This is a genomic window from Streptomyces sp. NBC_01669 (assembly GCF_026339735.1).
GTDB lineage: Bacteria > Actinomycetota > Actinomycetes > Streptomycetales > Streptomycetaceae > Streptomyces > Streptomyces yanii.
In genome coordinates this window covers 898,688-916,167 of the sequence record NZ_JAPEQG010000002.1, presented here as the reverse complement: position 1 = coordinate 916,167, position 17,480 = coordinate 898,688, and the positions used below count along the sequence as shown (strand labels likewise).

Annotated in this window: 15 protein-coding genes and 3 pseudogenes; 12 read left to right on the top strand and 6 right to left on the bottom strand. The window is 67.7% G+C overall.

Annotated elements, in window-relative coordinates:
* Positions 1-21 precede the first annotated feature (21 nt).
* Positions 22-2,886 (bottom strand): glycoside hydrolase family 95 protein, encoded by a 2,865-nt coding sequence (locus tag OG972_RS45215; protein WP_266992451.1) that lies wholly within the window; start codon positions 2,884-2,886, stop codon positions 22-24.
* A 487-nt stretch (positions 2,887-3,373) separates the two neighbouring features.
* Positions 3,374-3,892: a hypothetical protein gene (locus OG972_RS45210; protein ID WP_266992449.1), complete on the bottom strand. Its 519-nt coding sequence runs from the start codon at positions 3,890-3,892 to the stop codon at positions 3,374-3,376.
* A gap of 212 nt (positions 3,893-4,104) precedes the next feature.
* On the opposite strand from OG972_RS45210, the gene OG972_RS45205 reads away from it, so the two are divergent.
* The 4 genes from OG972_RS45205 (at position 4,105) to OG972_RS45190 (ending at position 5,742) form a co-directional block, all read left to right on the top strand.
* Positions 4,105-4,359, top strand: coding sequence for a hypothetical protein (locus OG972_RS45205; protein WP_266992447.1), 255 nt, complete (start codon positions 4,105-4,107; stop codon positions 4,357-4,359).
* 66 nt (positions 4,360-4,425) lie between these two features.
* Positions 4,426-5,004: a transposase gene (locus OG972_RS45200; protein ID WP_266992445.1), complete on the top strand. Its 579-nt coding sequence runs from the start codon at positions 4,426-4,428 to the stop codon at positions 5,002-5,004.
* Positions 5,005-5,239: 235 nt separating this feature from the next.
* On the top strand, positions 5,240-5,494 hold the full coding sequence (locus OG972_RS45195) for a type II toxin-antitoxin system Phd/YefM family antitoxin (RefSeq protein WP_266992443.1): 255 nt from the start codon (positions 5,240-5,242) through the stop codon (positions 5,492-5,494).
* Complete coding sequence (locus OG972_RS45190; RefSeq protein WP_266992441.1) at positions 5,491-5,742, top strand: type II toxin-antitoxin system RelE/ParE family toxin; 252 nt, start codon at positions 5,491-5,493, stop codon at positions 5,740-5,742. Before OG972_RS45195 ends, OG972_RS45190 begins: the two co-directional genes overlap by 4 nt.
* Before the next feature lie 158 nt (positions 5,743-5,900).
* Here OG972_RS45190 and OG972_RS45185 read toward each other — a convergent pair whose 3' ends face one another.
* Positions 5,901-7,163 carry an IS110 family transposase gene (locus tag OG972_RS45185; RefSeq protein ID WP_266992439.1) on the bottom strand — a complete coding sequence of 421 codons (1,263 nt, stop codon included), beginning with the start codon at positions 7,161-7,163 and terminating at the stop codon, positions 5,901-5,903.
* A gap of 326 nt (positions 7,164-7,489) precedes the next feature.
* Here OG972_RS45185 and OG972_RS45180 point away from each other — a divergent pair.
* Both OG972_RS45180 and OG972_RS45175 read left to right on the top strand, forming a co-directional pair.
* Positions 7,490-7,753, top strand: a pseudogene (locus tag OG972_RS45180) (DUF6192 family protein); the annotation flags it as partial.
* A gap of 16 nt (positions 7,754-7,769) precedes the next feature.
* Positions 7,770-7,909: pseudogene (locus tag OG972_RS45175) on the top strand (RacP protein); the annotation flags it as partial.
* A gap of 59 nt (positions 7,910-7,968) precedes the next feature.
* On the opposite strand, the gene OG972_RS45170 reads toward OG972_RS45175, so the two are convergent.
* Positions 7,969-8,424 (bottom strand): hypothetical protein, encoded by a 456-nt coding sequence (locus OG972_RS45170; protein WP_266992437.1) that lies wholly within the window; start codon positions 8,422-8,424, stop codon positions 7,969-7,971.
* A gap of 343 nt (positions 8,425-8,767) precedes the next feature.
* Between OG972_RS45170 and OG972_RS45165 the strand changes: the two genes are divergently transcribed.
* Positions 8,768-9,865, top strand: a complete 1,098-nt coding sequence (locus OG972_RS45165; protein WP_266992435.1) for an integrase core domain-containing protein — start codon at positions 8,768-8,770, stop codon at positions 9,863-9,865.
* A 319-nt stretch (positions 9,866-10,184) separates the two neighbouring features.
* Here the strand turns inward: OG972_RS45165 and OG972_RS45160 are convergent, their stop codons facing one another.
* Positions 10,185-11,078, bottom strand: coding sequence for a LysR family transcriptional regulator (locus OG972_RS45160; RefSeq protein ID WP_266992433.1), 894 nt, complete (start codon positions 11,076-11,078; stop codon positions 10,185-10,187).
* A 291-nt stretch (positions 11,079-11,369) separates the two neighbouring features.
* On the opposite strand from OG972_RS45160, the gene OG972_RS45155 reads away from it, so the two are divergent.
* The 5 genes and pseudogenes from OG972_RS45155 to mobF form a co-directional block, all read left to right on the top strand.
* Positions 11,370-12,047: a CatB-related O-acetyltransferase gene (locus OG972_RS45155; RefSeq protein ID WP_266992431.1), complete on the top strand. Its 678-nt coding sequence runs from the start codon at positions 11,370-11,372 to the stop codon at positions 12,045-12,047.
* Entirely contained in the window at positions 12,044-12,976 is a 933-nt protein-coding gene (locus tag OG972_RS45150) for a virginiamycin B lyase (protein WP_266992429.1), read from the top strand. The genes OG972_RS45155 and OG972_RS45150 overlap by 4 nt, the downstream gene beginning before the upstream one ends.
* The gene (locus OG972_RS45145) at positions 12,973-13,320 is read left to right on the top strand and encodes a YciI family protein (RefSeq protein ID WP_266992427.1); all 348 of its coding nucleotides are present in this window, start codon (positions 12,973-12,975) and stop codon (positions 13,318-13,320) included. Before OG972_RS45150 ends, OG972_RS45145 begins: the two co-directional genes overlap by 4 nt.
* Positions 13,321-13,434: 114 nt before the next feature.
* Positions 13,435-14,370, top strand: a complete 936-nt coding sequence (locus OG972_RS45140; protein WP_266992425.1) for a GNAT family N-acetyltransferase — start codon at positions 13,435-13,437, stop codon at positions 14,368-14,370.
* A gap of 166 nt (positions 14,371-14,536) precedes the next feature.
* A pseudogene (gene mobF / locus OG972_RS45135) lies at positions 14,537-15,529 on the top strand (MobF family relaxase); the annotation flags it as partial.
* A 386-nt stretch (positions 15,530-15,915) separates the two neighbouring features.
* Here mobF and OG972_RS45130 read toward each other — a convergent pair.
* Positions 15,916-17,259 (bottom strand): IS630 family transposase, encoded by a 1,344-nt coding sequence (locus tag OG972_RS45130; RefSeq protein WP_266992423.1) that lies wholly within the window; start codon positions 17,257-17,259, stop codon positions 15,916-15,918.
* Positions 17,260-17,480: the final 221 nt, after the last annotated feature.

Sequence of the window (17,480 nt, the reverse complement as noted above, 5' to 3'; positions counted from 1 at the left end):
CCGGGCACGCGCCTCGGTGGTTCAGCGGAATGTGGCTGCTAGCGCACTGAGTGCCTCAACCAACTTCGTACTCGCCTTCCCCTTTCGTGCCGCGTTGTCGAGCTGCCGGATGACCGCACGGTTCGACGCGGGCGATTGCGCAAGGTGCTCTGCCTGCGCGATGTGCTGCCGGACCTGTTCCGCGGCGGAGCTCGCGAGCTCCCCGACAGTCTCGGCGCGATCGACGTGCCAGGAGACGTTGGCGAACCCAACACCTACGGGCTCGAAGGCGATCGTGTAGGTCTGCCCCTTGGTCGTGTCAAACGAGATCTCGTCCGAGCCGTTGGCTTTTACGGCCACGAGGTTGCCGTCCGCGTCCTTTACCGTAGTCTGCACGATGCCCAGGTAGTCACCGACGAACGTGCCGCCGTTGCGAGCCATCACCCGGAACTCCGTGGCGGCGCCATTTGCCCACTTCATGTCCAAGACGAAGTTTCCGCGCGCGACGAGGCCGTCGACGCTCCCGTCCTTCCACGCAATGGGGAGTGCCGGGAGGAACTGGGTGTAGCCGAGCTGGCTTTGCACGAGCATCTCGGTCATGCCTGCGGTCAGCCCGAAGTTGCCATCGATCTGGAACGGCGGGTGGGAGTCCAGCAGATTGTCCATCAGGCCGTTCCGGTTCCCGGCGAGCATCGCGCGCACCATGGAGTAGGTGTCCTCGGCGAGGCCGGTCCTGGCGTACATGTTGATCTTCATAGCCTTGGACCAACCCGTGCCGTTGAGGCTGCGCTGCTCGAGCGACTTGATGGCAGCATCCATCCACGCGGGCGTGTCCTTGCTGATCAGCGTGCCGGGGAAGAGCCCGACGAGCTGCGATGTGTGGCGGTGCACAGAGCCTTGGTTGGCGCTGCCACCGGCACCGAAGTTCCAGATGCCCACCTCGGGGAGATCGCCAGCCTGGGCCTTGCCGAGGGTGGTCTCCTCGAACCACTCCTTCACCTGACCTTGCTGCCCGATCAGGATCGGGTTGAGCTGCGACTGCTTGTCCTGCCACACCGCGCGCAGGTCCGCGTCGACCCCGAGTTTCTCGGAGGCCTCGATCGCCATGCGGTAGAGCTCCCACACCAGGGACTGGTCGTATGCGGTTCCGACGGCTGTCGGGCCCTGCTCGGCTGAGACGCTCGGCGCCACGGTAAGTCGCTTCTGGTACGGGCTGTACCAGAGGTACTCGTTCCAGAACGCGGCCATCTCCTTGAGCATGGGGTACGCGGTGTCGCGCAGGAAGGTCTCGTCGCCGGTGAAGAGGTAGCAGTCGTAGAGGTTCTGCATCGCCCACGACGATCCGCCGATGTTCCAGCCGTACTCTTGCGAACCGATCGGCGCGGTGTGCCCGAACGGGTTCACCTGGGTGTTGATGAGGAATCCCTTGCCGGTCCCGAGCGGCGCGTGTGCGAAGTCCTCGGTCTTCACCGCTGCGGACCGCTCAGCCGTCAGTCGACCCGGAACCACGAGCGACTCGACGAACTCGTTGAACGGCACCTGGGTCTCGGCGAGGTTGGTGATCATCGCCGGCCAGTAGTTCATCTGGGCGTTGACGTTGAAGTGGTAGTCCGCTCCCCAGAAGGCGCTCGCGCTGCCGATCATCCACAGGCCGCAGAGGTTGGTGGGAAGGTCGCCGATCCGCGAGCCGGCGATGCTGAGGTAGCGACCGAACTGGTACGCCATCTTGTCGACTGCGAGATCGTAGGATCCTGCGCGGTAGTTCCTCATGAGCTGATCGGTAGGGATGTCGGGCACGGTTGCGCCTACGTCGAATTGCACGCGCGAGAAGAGCTCCTGGTAGTCAGCCAGGTGTCTATCGAGCAGGGCGCCGTATCCGCTGGCGATGGCGGAGTCCACGCGTTGCGTGAGCTTGCCGTGCGGGTCCTCGCCTCGGTACGTCGGGTAATCGTTCTTGTAGTTCGTGCCCGTCGAGTAGACGAGCGTGACGGTGTCGGCGGCGGTGACCGTCAGCGTGCGGCCATCGCTGCTCGAGACAGCTCCGCCCTCGTTCTGCAGCTTGAGCTGCATCTCGGCCCGCATCTGGTTGTCGCTCACCTGGCCGGCGAGGGTGATCCGCTTCTCGTTCGGATCCGCGGTGGCAGTGGTGGTCAGTCCGCTCGCCGCCGTCGTCGACATCGTGAAAGTGAGCTTGCCCGGCCCGGAGGCACTCAGGCGCACCACGGCGACCTGGTCGGGATAGCTCACGAAGTACTCACGCTGGTAGTGCACGCCGCCGTGGTCGAAGTTCACAGTCGAGACGGCGGTGCTCATGTCTAGGTCGCGGACGTAGTTCGATGCCGATGCGTCGGTGATGCCGGTGGCGCTGAAGTCCAGGTAGAGGTCACCAAAGTCCTGGTACATGCCCATTCCACCTGTGTTGCCGAACATCAGGCTGGTGAGTTGCGGGTTGGCGCCGCCGGCGCCGGTGGGCGGGAGGCCGAAGACGTTGGTGGCCTTGTTGTCGAGAGCGAGGCGGTAGTTGTTCAGTTGCTGAGGCGTGATCGCTGTCGCCTTGTTGCCACCGAGGTAGGTGCGCCCATTAGCAGGCCCGCCTGTCCACAGGGTCTTCTCATTGAAGTGGAGGCGGTCTCGCCCGGGGTTGCCGAATGCCATCAGGCCAGTCGTGCCGTTGCCCTGCACCAGCGCCTGGTTCTCCCAGTCAGACACCGGGGTGGTGTACCACATACGCAGGGGATTGCCCTTGGAGTCCGCGAGTTGCGCGGTGGCCGCCGTCTGGTTACGGGGCGCCCCAAGAGCGCCGGGTGCCATGATGGCGGAGGCCAGCCATGGCAACACCACCAGCACGCTGCGGCGTCGAAGTTTACTTCGCATGTTCATGTTGACCTCTATCAGAGCGGCGATCACGGGATGACCGACGTGATTGGCCCCGTTGGGCTGGAGCGACGACCCCACCACCTTTGGGACCGCCCGACCCGTTCAAGCGGGCACCGGCAACGCCTGGCAACTGCCTCCTCCTCGAGTGGTCTCGTCGTTGAGCGACTGGGAATTGGGGACAAAGAGATCGGATGAATCGCTTGGTCGACTGGCGACTTGGCCGGAAGTATGCACGACCTATAGAAGAAGAGTCAACGAATCTGCGGCGGGGGACCGCTAAGAGATCCGATGTGTGTGGTGTCAGCGGACCTGGAAAGGTCCCCGGTGGCGGACATAACCCCTGCTGGCGGACATGTGATCTCCCCAGTGACGGCCAGTTGGCCCAGATCCGCTCCGCCGGTGGGAAGGTGTCGGGGGCGTCCTCGGCGAGCCGGGCACGACCGTCGGCACCCCGGCCGCCATCGCCTCCGCCTCCCCGATCCGGCTATGGAACGACAGCACTCGCCGGAAGCGCTCCTCAACCGCGGCACGCATCAGCCCCTGTCTGAACGGCGGCAAGCCGCGCGCCGCGTACGGCCGCGGAACTGGTGTCCTCGCTTGTGAGCGCCGCGTGCAGCTCGGGGTCGCGAATGTCCAGGCACAGCACCTGATACGGCGCCACCAGCCCCAGCTGGATCGCCTCCGACAACCGCAGCTTGTAGGCCACCGGCCCGAAGACGGGGGAGTCCTCGTCCATGCTCGCCACCAGCCGCGGCGCCTCGCCCTCCACCTCCCAGATACGCGCTGTGGCGGTCATGTACAGCCGCCGCACCGCCGGGAACTGCTGCTGGTCATGCACCACAGCCCACGGCTTCCCAGCATCACCACTGACCCTGTGCGCCTCGTCTACGACCATCAGGTCCCACACCGCCAGGCCGCCCTCGTGCGCCCGCTGTAGGACGCCTAGCCCCACGGCCGCGTACGTGGCGAATACCGTCACGGTGTCCAAGCCGGTTGCCCAGGCGACCAGTTCCTCAGGGTCGGTCGTGCAGGGCACGCCGTCGCTCTCCTCGGCACGCAGGGAACAGACCCCGACCATCGCGCATCGCCGACGCCCGCCGCAAGGCGGCCGAGCTCGTCGAGGGCTCCGGCGTCACGTACAAGCAGTGCTCGAAGTCCGGTCCGGTCAAGGCCGTCGCCGCCGCCCGCCCGGTCTGGCGGTTCGAGAATACCCTCCAGGCTGCCGCCTCGACGATCAACGGTACCGGCGTGCGGGACGGGGACGTCGTCGTCGAGTCCGAGCGGGTCGCCGCGGTCGTCGTCCGCACCGCCGTGATCGCCATCACCGCCGAGCGCGGCCACCTCCTCGACCTGACCGTCTCGATCTGCGAGTTCCGCAAGGGCCAGTACGCCGAGGCCGCCGACCGCGCGGAGGCCGAGGCCCGGAAGATCGGCGCCATCGTCGACCCGCTCCACGCCTCCGCCTCGGTCAAGGCGTGCCGGTACTCCAGTCGCACTTCGTGATCTGACGGGGCGCCGGTTGACGTGGGGCGCCGGGCATGGGCGAGGCCACCTGTTGATCATGGTGTTGTGACGCAACATGAAGATCAGGCGGCCTCTGCCGTCAGCATAGATCCCTCGCTGTTCCAGGAGAAGTTCGACGAACTCGCCGCCGAACTGGCACCGCTGTTCGCCCGCCGTGAGCCGCGGGCGCACGCCTCGGCGTACGTGCGCGGCCTGCTGGCCGATCTGCCACGCAAGAACTGCTGGACCCTGTCCGAACAGGCCGGAGCGGCACGCGCGTTCGGGATGCAACGACTGCTCTACCAGGCGGTGTGGGACGAGGAAGCCGCCCGCGACGCGGTGCGGCGCTTCGCCGTGCGCCACCTGGCCGCGCCCCGGCGCGGAGGCGAACCTCGTCGACCTGCAGCGTCACGCGGACGACTTTGCTCAGCGCCGCGGATTCACCTACACCGTCATCGAGACCGCCAGTGGCGAGGTGATCGGGTGCGTCTACATCTATCCCTCCGCAGCGACGACCATGACACCGACGTCCGCTCCTGGGTCCGTGCCGACAGAGCCGAGCTGGACGCGCCCTTGCAAGCGGCCGTCACGACCTGGCTGTCCACACACTGGTCCCTCGGAACCCTCAGTTATCGGCCCCGCTGACAACCATGTGGTCCCGCAGTGGCCAGCCACACCGACCCCTACGGGACGCCTGCCTGGCCGTCGAATGCCGCGGGTCAGTCGGACCCGGGGCGGGCGGAAGTAGTCCGGAACCGGTGCATGGGCCCTGGCCCCGAACGGTGGAGGTGTTCCGGACCACCGGCACGTTTCACCGTTGCGTTGTGCGGACCTCAGCGTCCCTCCCTACAGAAGGGGCATGAAGTGTACAGTTCTGCACATGAGTGACACTCTGCCGATCACTGAAGCGCGGGCCCGGTTCGGGGCGCTGGTTCGCCGTGCGTCCCACGCCCGCGAGCGCATTACGATCACCGACCACGGCCAGCCGGCGGCCGTACTGATAAACCCCCAGGAGCTCGCCGACCTGGAAGACGCCCTGGCCCTGGCGCAGTACCGCGCCCGGCAGGCGTCCGGTGAGACCGCGGGCGTTCCGCATGACGAAGTGCGCGCACGGCTCGGGCTGGGGAGCGGTTGACGTACGAGATCACCTGGGACGAGGCCGCCATCGACGCGGCCGCCCGGTTCCTCAAGGACGACCCCGACGGGCTGCGCCAGCTGATGGACGCGGTCGACCTGCTTGCCGAGCAGCCACGGCCAGCGGGCAGCGCCGAGTACGGGTCACCGGATCTGCGCCGGATGCACGTCGGCCGCTACCGCGTCCTGTACGAGGTCACCGAGGCCACTGTCACCATCGTCGTCATCCACGTCGGCCGCCTCGGCTGACACCGCGGTACGGCCCTGCCCGTTCGGGGCTGCCCCATCTCCGTCGCGACCGACGCGACACTCCCGACGGCCGCGGCTAAGCGTGCACTCAAAATCGAACACGTGCTCTAATCAACCCTCCCTTAGCTTGACTCTGGTCCGAAAATAACGTCTGAGCATCAGCCCGGTAGGTGGGTTGAGGCGGCCTCGATGGGTTCGAAGCGGACGGTAAGGCCGAGGGCGTTGGCCTGGCGGGTGATCCGGCGCAGGGCGCGTTCGGGGTCGTGTTTGGCGTAGTAGTCACCGCCGAGGTCGTGGAAGGCGGTGTCCTGGGTGAGCATGTGCCAGACCGCAGTGAGTGTTGAGTGTTCGAGTGCGACCAGGGCTTTCTTCTTGCCGAGGCGGGGCATGAGGCGCATGTAGCGGGCGCCGAGGTAGGTGGTGTCGCGGGTGCGGGAGGCGGCCATGGCGGCGGTGCCCAGGGCGGCGCCCAGCCACCGGTTGCCGTGGCGTCTGCGGCCGGACTTGTGCTTGCCGGCGGACTCGTGGTGGCCGGGGCAGACCCCGGCCCAGGAGGCCAGGTGTCCGGCGGTGCGGAAGCGGGACATGTCGCCGCCGGTCTCGGCGATGAGCACCTCGGCGGTGGTGCGGCCGACTCCGGGAATGGTTTCCAGCAGTTCAAGCTGGCGGGCGAAAGGGAGCATCTCCTCCTCGATCCGCGTGGACAGCTCGGCGATGGCCGCCTTGAGCTGGTCGATGCGTTCCAGGTGCAGACGGCACAGGAAGGCGTGGTGCTCGCCGAAGTTGCCGGTCAGCGCCTCGACCAGGGCGGGGATCTTGGGCCGCATGCGGGCCTTGGCCATCTGGGCCAGGGCGTGGACGTCGCGTTCGCCGTCGATGAGCGCGGTCAGCATCGCCCGCCCGGAGACGCCGAGGATGTCGGTGGCCACCGCGGAGAGCTTGATGCCGGCGTCCTCCAGTTCCTTCTCCAGCCGCTGGGTCTCGCGGCCGAGTTCCGCGGCGAGGGTGGAGCGGTAGCGGGTCAGGTCGCGCAGGTGCCGGATCGGCTCCGGGGGCACGAACGATGCCTTCAGCAGGCCGCACTCGCCCAGCTGGCACAGCCAGGCCGCGTCGGCGACGTCGGTTTTGCGCCCGGGCAGGCCCTTGGCGTGTGCGGCGTTGACCAGGATCACGTTCAGGCAGTCTTCGAGGAGGTAGAACGCCCCGCGCCAGTAGTCGCCGGTTGCTTCCATGACCACCAGGGTGACCTGTTCGGGGATCAGCCAGTCACGCAGCTCCAGGAGCGCGTTGGTGGTGGTGGCGAACGTGCGGGTCTCTTGTCGGCGCGAGCGTCGCCCGCTCGGGCTGGGGGTGCGTACGCACGCTTTGAGGTCCTTCTTGCCGATGTCCAAAGCGGCGCACCGCTCGTGCAACACGTCCATGAACCCCTCCCGGGCGACGACGCGACTAGCCGACGAGGCGCCGTCCGGAGGGGCCACAGGGCTGAAGAGTCTGGTCCGCGTGCTGCAGCAACAATTGACGGTCCCTGTCAGCGGCCCCCAACGCCATACTGACGCGCGAGCTCGATGGCATCACAGATAGATCGGCGTCCCGGACGGACACGGGCCAATTTTCCCGCCTCCACGGAGGCCCGCGCAGCGGGCCTGGATTACTGACGCGTAAATAACTGCAGGTAGGAGCTGTCTTGGGCAGGGCCGTGCGCCCGGTCGGGACCTCGTCCGCCGGGTTTCGTTCCCGCTCGTTCATCCACTTCGACCGGACCAGCCCCGTCGCCCCCGTAGTCCGCCAGATCGACCGGACCGTTGAGTTCCTCGACCTGGTTTCTGCCTGCCACTCCTTCGTCGCGGCCGCAGGCCGCACCGTCCCCGGCCTGCGGGACCGGCAGCTGGGCGAGGACGAGCGCGCCATCGTGCACGAGAACGTCGCCAGGGTGAGGGCCACGCTGGACTGGATCGAGACCGCGGTCGACACCGGCAAGGTCGACGTCGACGGCGAGTTGGCCCGTCTCCTGGCCGGCCCCAAGCCATGCCCCCAGGCGCCGGGGCCAGGCTGCTCGGCGGCGCGCCGACACACTCCGCTTCATCCTCTTCGAGGCCCGCCCCGCCGGGCTGCTGCCGGTGAACTCACACCCAGCCAGGTGCGGGCAGGGCTGGCCTGCCTGCGCGACATCATCGCGGGCCCGGCCCTCACCCCGACTGAGCTGGCAGAAGCCGCCTGAGCCGGGAATTACGCAGGTCGTCGGGCCCTCTCAAACGCGGCCCGGACTTCTGCGAAGCGTTCTTCGCTCTGCACCTTGCCGGCGGCCATGTCGCTGAGCGCATACGCAGTGGTCTTGAACCCGTCAGTGTGATGGAACTCGGCACCCCAGTTGCCGAGCGTCACATGTGTGACCTGCTGCAAGGGCAACCGCTGAGTACCCCACGGGTTCACGGCGACAACCAGCTCCGGACCAATCTCCAGCCGGACTCGCAGTATCACCCACCAGAAGAAACAGCAGGCACCGACCGCCAGGCCCGTCCACAACCCTGCCCGTGTGAAGCCCACCCACGTCGGTGCAAGCACCCACCAGAACCAGCACCGAGCGGCTGCCACCACGACAACAGCCGACATGACATACGCCGCGGGGCGAGCACCCCCGCCGACGCGCCACACCGCGACCTCATCCCCACCCCGGTCTCCCATGGCGACATTGTGGCTCTCACCGCCCACGATGGCCCCGTTATCCGCTCTCCGGAAGCCGTTACATGTCATGAGCAGCTCACAAATAGGTACTACTAGGGCGTGTTCGTAGTTGAGATCACGGGGCGGCCGGGAGGCTGCGGAGCCAGATGACCGCGCCGCGCAGGTGTAGTCCGGCTTCGTAGCTTTCGGGCGTCTTGTCGTAGCGGGTGGCCAGCCCTGCGCTTGCCGATAACCTCATCCGCCTTGGTCGGAGTTGGTGTGCGGGGTGTACGGGATGTCGAGCGCGGTCGGTCGAGTCTGCGCCGTCGCGCGGCTATTGATCAACGCGGCATGATGACCAACCGTGTTGCTGCGACTGGCCTACTTGGGCGTGGCGAACGCGTTCGCCCTGCTGCGCCTGCTACCGATGAGCGATCGGGACAAGGACGTGGAGATCCTCGCCCTGCGCCACCAAGTGTCGGTGCTGGAGCGCCAACTCGGTAAGGGGAAGGTGCGGTTCAGCCGGAGCGGCCGGGCGTTCCTGGCGGCGCTGCTGCACCGGCTGCCGTGGGACGTGCTGCGCAGGCTGCGGCTGCTGGTCCGGCCGGACACGGTGCTACGTCGGCATCGCGACCTGGTCGCCCGCCGCCACGCCGCCGAGTCCAAGCCGAAGCGCCCGGGTCGGCCCCGCACCGTGCGCTCCATCCGCGCCCTGGTGCTGCGCCTGGCACGGGACAATCCCACGTGGGGCTACCGGCGCCTCCACGGCGAGCTGCTGGTGCTGGGCGTGACGGTGGCCCCCTGCACGGTCTGGGAGATCCTGCGGGAGGCCGGGATCGATCCGTCACCCCAACGGAGCTCAAGTTCGTGGGCGGACTTCCTGCGCTCGCAGGCCGACGCCCTGCCGGCGTGCGATTTCTTCGAGACGGTCACCTTGTCCGGGGCACGGATGTACGTGCTCGCAGTGATCGAGCACGGCAGTCGGCGGATCCGGATTCTGGGCGCCACAGCACACCCGACCGCCGCCTGGGTGGCGCAGGCCGCGAAGAATCTCGTCATGGACCTGGAGGACGCACGCTGCCGGGCGCGGTTCCTGATCCGGGACCGGGACGGGAAGTTCCCCGCCTTGTTCGACGCGATCCTCGCCGATGCGGGCATCGAGGTTGTGCTCAGCGGCGTCCGGATGCCGAGAATGAACTCGATTATGGAGAGGTGGGTGCAGACCTGCCGGCGCGAGCTGCTGGACCGCACGTTGATCTGGGATCAGCGGCATCTGCTCCACGCCTTGCGCGCGTTCGAACAGTTCTACAACTCCCATCGGCCGCATCAGGGCATCGCGAATGCCCGCCCGCTGTATCCATTGCCCACGCCGATCACTGATCCGGACGAGAGCGCCCGCCTCGACATACGCCGCCGCGATCGCCTCGGCGGCATTCTCCACGAGTACCAACATGCAGCCTGACCTCAATGGATGACGTTTTCGGCAAGGGCAGGGTCAGCGCGGGACTCTGTGTCCCGCCGAAGCAGGCGTTCGTGTCCCTCTGCAAGGTTGCTGGGCTTCACCCTTCGGGATGACGGACCGAATCGGAGTGCCATCAGCTGCAGTTTCAGCCGGAGGCGTTCTTGGCTTGGGAAACGGTGCTGTTCGGGTTGACTGCCTGCCTGGTGGACGTGCAGCAGGCGATGACGCCGCAGGGGTCGCTGGTCGCGCTTGCCTTGGCTTGTGGGTGGTGGCGGGGTGGTGTCACGGACGACAGCACCGACGCCGTCACATCCCGTATCTATCGCTCCGTTGCGTCCCCGCAGTCCGTCGCCGCCTCGGCGAGTGCGCGTACCAGTGGGGTCGCGCGGTCGGTGCGCCAGATCAGGGCCCACTGGACGGGCGGGGCATCGTGGAGGGGAAGGAAGGCGACGTCGGGCTGCGCGTTGTAGCGCCGTCCCTCGTCGGGGACCGTGCACACCACGTCGCCTGCCGCGACGAGGGCAAGGATCTCGTTGAAGGTCGATACGGTCGGCCCACGGCGGACAGGGCGTCCGGCCGGTGTGCGGGCCGGCAGGACCGCGCTCTCCCAGTAGGCGGGAAGAGGGCCGTTCAGGCGCGGCACGATGTGGTCACCGAGCACCTCCACGCTCACCGACTCCTGCCGGGCGAGCGGGTGGTCGGTGGCCACCATCAAGTGGAGCGGTTCCTCGCGCAGCACCACCCCGACGGTCAGGTCCGGCTCGCGAACGGGCAGCCAGGTGGTCACCGCGTCGACCTCACCGGCCCGCAAGGCTCCGAACGGATTGCTGAAGAACACCTCTTTGAACCGGAGTTCGACGGACGGGTGCCCGGCCCGGAAATGGGTCAGGACCGGGCGCATGTCATGCATCTGTGCACCCATGACCCCGAGCGTCAGCGTGCCGGACGGATGGCGGGCGATGGTGGTCACCTCGGCTATGGCTTCCTGGATACCCTCGTATGCCGGCTTCAGCCGCTGGAGCAGCACCTCTCCGACAGGGGTCATCCGCACGTGGCGGCTGGTCCGCTCGAAGAGCTGAGCGCCGATGACGCGTTCCTGTTTCTTGATCGCCTGACTGACACGGGCTGGGGAGACATGCAGGCGTTCGGCGCTGCGGCCGAAGTGGAGTTCCTCCGCGAGCATCAGGAAGATCTCTATGTCCCGCAGTTCCATTCCGCCCCCGGTTCCCTCATGGCTCCTGAATTCATGAACCTCTGGGTTAACGACCATAACAAGATCGGTCGTTGTTCCCAGGCTGCTCGCTCCGCATGCTGGGTACCGAACCGGTCAGCCGCCCCTCACAGGTGACGGCATGAACCGGCACGAGACAGCAGGATCGGCTCGCTCGATCCAGCCGACGGCCCGCAAACCCGGACCGCGCGGAAGTCGCGTACCTCACCGGCCCTGGGCCTCACGACCCGGGCACCGGCCGCCGCGCACGAACCCCCACGGAGCGATTCCCACGTGCCATCCGACCCGAGAGCTGCCCGGACACCTGACCCGGCCACGCTCCACCCGCTGCCTGCCCACGAGCGGGTCGTCTTCCTCAAGCCACTGGTCGCCGGAACCAACGTCGTGGCAGGTGACTTCACCTACTACGACGACCCCGACGGCGCGACCGACTTCGTGCAGCGCAATGTGCTCTACGCCTACGGTCCGGAACGGCTGATCATCGGCAAGTACTGCGCGATCGCCACGGGCACTCGATTCCTGATGGCGGGCGCCGACCACCCGTCGATGGGGGTGTCCACCTTCCCCTTCACCATGTTCGGCGGGGAGTGGGCCGAGCAGACCCTCGACATCGTCACCGGCATGCCCAGCCGCGGGGACACGGTGGTCGGCAACGACGTGTGGTTCGGATACGGAGCCACCGTGATGCCCGGAGTACGGATCGGTGACGGTGCCGTGATCGCGGCCGGTGCGACGGTCACCGCCGACGTGCCGCCGTACACCATCGTGGGCGGGAACCCGGCCAGAACGATCAGACAGCGCTTCGACGACAGCGACATCGAACGGCTCGTGCGCGCCGCCTGGTGGGACTGGCCCGTCGAGCTGGTGACCGCGCACGCGCGCACCATCATGGCCGGTTCCCCGCAGGACATCGAGCGCATCGCCGCCGCCGAAGGTCTGGAGCAGCAGTGACGACGCGGACCGTCGAAGAGTACGCGGTGTCCGGTCGCGACAGCGGCCCGTACGCGATCACCACCGGCCCGGACGGCGCGCTGTGGTTCACCATGGTGCACAGCGGCCAGATCGGCCGGCTCGTCCCGGGACAGAAGCCGACCAGCCATCAGATCGCCCCGGACAGCGGTCCGACGGTCATCAGTAACGGGCCGGACGGCGCCCTGTGGTTCACCCAGTACCGGGCGCACCGGATCGGCAGGATCACGACGGCCGGCCACATGACGGAGTTCGCGCTGCCGACCGCGCAGTGCGGCCCCTTCGGTATCGCCGCGGGCCCGGACGGCGCGCTGTGGTTCACCGAAACCGCCGCGGAGCGCATCGGCCGCCTCACCACCGACGGATCGGTTACGGAGTATCCGCTGCCGTGCACCGGCGCGTTCCCCTCCGCGATCGCCGCGGCCGGGGACGCGATGTGGTTCACGATGAACCAGGCCAACGCCATCGGCCGTATCGGCATGGATGGCCGCATCACGATTCACGATCTGCCCACCGAGGCCGCCGCCCCGGTGGGTATCGCCGCGAGCCATGACGGTGGCGTCTGGTTCACCGAGATCGCCGCCGGTCAGATCGGTCACCGCGCGCCCGACGGCCAGATCACCGAGTATCCGCTGCCCGACCGCTCGGCCCGGCCGCACGCCGTCACCACCGACACCGACGGCACCGCGTGGTTCACCGAGTGGGCCGGCAACCGCGTCGGCTCGATCACCGCCGACGGCACGGTCACCGTCCACGAGCTGCCCACGCCGGCCTCCGAACCGCACGGGATCACGGTGGGCCCGGACGGCGCCCTGTGGACGGCCCTGGAGACAGGCGCACTGGCCCGCATCTCACCCACCACCAGAACCAACATCACCACCAGGAACACCGAACAGAGGAACACCCCATGAAATACGCACTCGTGATCTTCGAGACGCACGCGTCACGCGCCCGGATCCAGGCCGACCGCGACGCCTACCGCAATGCGTACGAGACGTGGATCGGCGAGCTCGCGGCAGCGGGCAAACTGGCGGGCGGCGACGCCCTTGACACCGAGCACCAGGGCCCCGTCACCGTGCGCAAAACGGCGGACGGGTCCGTGGCCGTGACCGAGGGACCCGTACACAGCGGCGAGGAGACCCTCGGCGGCTGGTTCGTCCTGGAGGTGGCCGACCACGCCGAGGCCATCGAGCTGGCCCGCGGCTTCCCCACCCCGGAGGCGCTCGAAATCCGCCCCGTCCTCGAATCGGCCTGAGCAGCAGGTGGCCCTCGCCGCCCTCTGCCCGGACACCCGGCGTGCCTGACCAGCACGCCGGATGGGTCCCAAGCGTTGTATCCCTTCACAGGAGTTGACTTGATACCGACATCGGTGAGCTACCGACCTCTGACCGGCCCCGAGGAGATCGAACTCTTCTGCCGGCTCCGCTACGTCCTAGACCACGAGCTGACCGACGACTTCGCAAACGGATGCCGCCGCCCTGAGTGGACCTGGGTGGCCCTGGACGGCGACCGCCTCCTCGCCCGGCTCGCCTGGTGGGCGACCCCAGGCGGTGACATCCCGCTGCAGTTCGACTTCTTCGACATCGACGACACGCTGCCCAAAGCCGACCGCGACGAGATCGGCCAGCGACTGTTCAAGACAGCGACGGCGACCGTCTTCCCGGCGGGTGCCCAGCTGCCGGAGTACGGCCGCTTCGTCCCGCCAAACTGGCATGAGGACCCCGCAGCCCGCGAGGTGGTCGAATCCCGCACGCGCGTGCTGGAGAGCACCGGCGCACGGCTGCTAGTCGAGCGGCTGCGGCTGCAGTGGACCCCCTTGTCCCCACTCCCGGAACCCAAGGAGCGTCTCGTCTTCCGCCCGGTGGTCGGCCGCGAGGACCTCCTCGCCCTGATGACCCCGGTCATGGAAGGCACCCTCGACGCCCACGGCCAGGCGGACCTGGCATCCGGACTGAGCCCCCGCGAGGCCGCCGAACGGCACTACGACGGGGAGTTCGCCGGATTCAAGAGCCCGCATGAATGGTGGCGCATCGCCGAACTGCCCGACGGTAGCGGCCCGGTGGGCTTCGTGATCCCGGCCCGCAACAGCTACCACCCGATCATCGCGTACATCGGTGTCCTGCCCGCACACCGCGGCAACGGCTACATCGACGAAATCCTCGCCGAGGGCACCCGTATCCTGGCCGCCGAGGGCGTCGACCGGATCAGGGCATCGACGGACCTCGGCAACGTCCCCATGGCAAAAGCCTTCGCCCGAGCCGGATACGCCAACTTCGAACGCTCCCTCAACCTGGTCTGGGACTGACCCCACCTGCTGCTTCTCCGGGTCTCTCCTCCAACAACCTTCGCCCGCGCGACCTTCGCGTGTGCGTCAGCTGCAGGAGCCGATGGTGTGGCTACGGCCGGGAACGGGCGTAAGCCGGGCCACGGGGGGCGTATCGGGAGGGTGGCCGTACTACTGCAACGGCGTGATGGTCGGCGACGGCCAGCGCCCTGCGGGCACGCCACTGCGCGCCGCCCAAGACGAAGCCGGTGTCCCGCCCGGGTTCTGGACAGGCCGGGGCCTGGCCGCGGTCGGCCTCGCGGCCGGAGAGGTGGTGACCGAGCGGCAGGCCGAACTGCTCCTGGGGGAAGGCCGGCACCCGGACGCCGACCGGATCGAGCGCGAGCGCCTGGAGGACGGGGACGATCCGGTGAAGGCGCGGCGGGCGACGGTGCTGGGCAGGCCCATCGAGCACAACAAGTCGAAGAAGACCGAGAAGGCGAAGGAACGGTCGCCCTGGCTGGCCATGGATCTGGTGTTCCGGACGCCGTCGACGGCACAGGCCGCGTGGGCGCTGCTGGATGACGAGCACCGCATGGTGCTGGAGCTGTGCCAGGACATCGCCCGGGACAAGACGCTGGCGTGGTTTGAGGAGTCGGTCGCGGAGATCCGCTGGGGGAGCGGCGGCAAGCACCGCGCTCCGGTGAAGGACGGGCTGATCGTCGCGGTGTTCCGGCACTACGAGTCCAGAGCCGGGAATCCACTGCTCCACGATCATGCGGTGGTGTCGATCCGCGCCCGGCGGCCGGACGACAAGGGGACGTGGGGGAACCTGTCGGCGGACTCGATGCTGGAGCACATCGTCGCGGCCGGCACCCTCTACATCCTGTACTTCATGGAGGAGGTGTCCGCCCGGCTTGGGTGGGCGTGGGAGCCGCGCGAGGTGACGCCCGGCAGGAGGCCAGTCATGGAGATCGCCGGGATCGACCAGCGGCTGATCGGCTGGCAGTCGACCCGCCGTCAGCAGATCGCGGACGCGCTGCCCGTCCTGGTGGCCGACTACGAAGAGACGCAGGGCCACCCGCCGGAGGAACTGGCCGCCTACGCGCTGGACTGGCAGGCTGGCGACCAGACGCGCCCGCCGAAGCGCACGGTGGCGCGGTCGCTGTCCGAACTGCGCGACGGCTGGAGGCGTTCGGCGATGGGTGCAGATCTTTTGAGGGTGTCTGGCACGAGCGTGGCCTGCGGGTTCGTGATCCAGCACGGCTACGCCGTGTTAGTTACGCCCGGCCGTACGGTGCCGACGCGGACCAACGAGTGCTGTGAGAGACAGACGGGCAGGTCGGCCGCGATGGGCTCCGTGGGACGATGGACTCGATCCGTACAAAACCGCAGGTGGGCCAGACCCTCAAAAGATCTGCACCCAACGAGGATGGCCCACCTGCGACTCGCCTGGGTCCTGTCCGGACGTGGTTGGGCCGACTGCATCGTCAGCGACCACCAGGCGGAAGCCGAAGTCACGGCCTCCTATATCACCGCCGCCCCCGAAGATCTCTAGTGTCCTACGCCGCAAATGATGACTCTAAATTAGTGTCGTGATTTCTTGGCTGTCGGGTTGATCTTTTCCAGGTAGTCGGCGAGGGAGTTGAGGATCTCGTCGGCACTCTTGGTCCAGGTGAAGGGTTTGGGGTTCTCGTTCCAGGTCTGGATCCAGGCGCGGATGTCGCGCTCCAGTGCCTGGATGGAGGTGTGGACGCCGCGGCGGATGAGTTTGTCCGTCAGCAGGCCGAACCAACGCTCTACCTGGTTCATCCATGAGGAGCCGGTCGGGGTGAAGTGGACGTGGAAGCGGGGGTGCCGGGCCAACCACTTGCGGATCTCGTCGGTCTTGTGGGTGGCGTAGTTGTCACAGACCAGGTGCACATCGAGCTCCGCGGGCACGGCTTTGTCTATCGTGATCAGGAACTTCTTGAACTCGGTGGCTCGGTGGCGCCGGTGCAGGGCGCTGATGACGGTTCCGTCGGTGATATTGAACGCGGCGAACAGGCTGGTAATGCCATGCCGCAGGTAGTCGTGGGTGCGGCGCTCGGGCATGCCCGGCATCATCGGCAGGACGGGCTGGGACCGGTCCAGTGCCTGTACCTGCGACTTCTCGTCCACGCAGAGCACCACGGCCCGCTCGGGCGGGTTGTGGTACAGCCCGACGACATCGACAACCTTCTCCACGAACTGCGGGTCGGTGGACAGCTTGAAGGAGTCCTGCAGATGCGGCTTGAGGTCGAACTTCTTCCAGATCCGCCCGATGGTGGACTTCGACAGACCGCTGTGCTCGGCCATCGACGCACGCGACCAGTGGGTGTCGTTCTTCGGTGTGGATTCCAGGGTCGCCACCACGATGTCCTCGACCCGGTCGAGCAAGACCGACGGCGGCCGGCCCGGACGCGGCTCATCAACCAGCCCGTCGAGCCGGTCCTCGACGAACCGGGCACGCCAGCGGTTCACTGTCGCCTGGGCGATACCGAGTTCGGCCGCCACCTGCTTGTTCGTCCCGCCCTCCGCGCAGCGCAGCACGATCTTCGCCCGCAGCGCGAGGAACTGGGCCGTCTTCGCCCGCCGAGCCCACCGGGTCAGCTCCGCCCGCTCGGCCCCGGTGAGCACGAGTCCGGCCTTGGGCCGCCCGGCCCGCGGCTCGTCCGTAAGACCGGCCAGCCGCCGGACCGCGAACCGGCCACGCCACTTCGCCACCGTCGCCGACGTCACCTCGAACTCCGCCGCCACGGCCGCATTTGACGCACCCTCCGCGCAGACCAGAATGATCCGCGCCCGCTCCGCCAGCTTGGACGACACCGCCCCGGCAGCCCACCGAGACAACTCGGCGCGCTCCTCACCGGACAGAACAATCTCCACAGCACGCGGACCAGAAGGCGACATGTAAACACTCTACATACTTAGAGTCGGCATTTGTGGTGCAGGACACTAGTGCTGTGCCGCGTTAGTTCGTGGAGGGGTGCAGGTGAACCTCCGTGCGTCCGCTAAGTCGGCTGAACGTGACGGTGCCGACGCAGACACCGTCCGCGCGGCCTGGATCTGCGAGCTGTGTGTCCAGGTCGTAGACACGATAAGGTCCGCTCGATAGTTCGAAGCCTTCCGGT

What these genes read in the sequence shown, in the direction of transcription:
- OG972_RS45160 (WP_266992433.1), bottom strand. Translation starts at nt 11,078, where the DNA reads ATGGAACTGCGGGACATAGAGATCTTCCTGATGCTCGCGGAGGAACTC.
- OG972_RS45185 (WP_266992439.1), bottom strand. Translation starts at nt 7,163, where the DNA reads ATGGACGTGTTGCACGAGCGGTGCGCCGCTTTGGACATCGGCAAGAAG.
- OG972_RS45130 (WP_266992423.1), bottom strand. Translation starts at nt 17,259, where the DNA reads ATGTCGCCTTCTGGTCCGCGTGCTGTGGAGATTGTTCTGTCCGGTGAG.
- OG972_RS45170 (WP_266992437.1), bottom strand. Translation starts at nt 8,424, where the DNA reads ATGGGAGACCGGGGTGGGGATGAGGTCGCGGTGTGGCGCGTCGGCGGG.
- OG972_RS45145 (WP_266992427.1), top strand. Translation starts at nt 12,973, where the DNA reads ATGAAATACGCACTCGTGATCTTCGAGACGCACGCGTCACGCGCCCGG.
- OG972_RS45195 (WP_266992443.1), top strand. Translation starts at nt 5,240, where the DNA reads ATGAGTGACACTCTGCCGATCACTGAAGCGCGGGCCCGGTTCGGGGCG.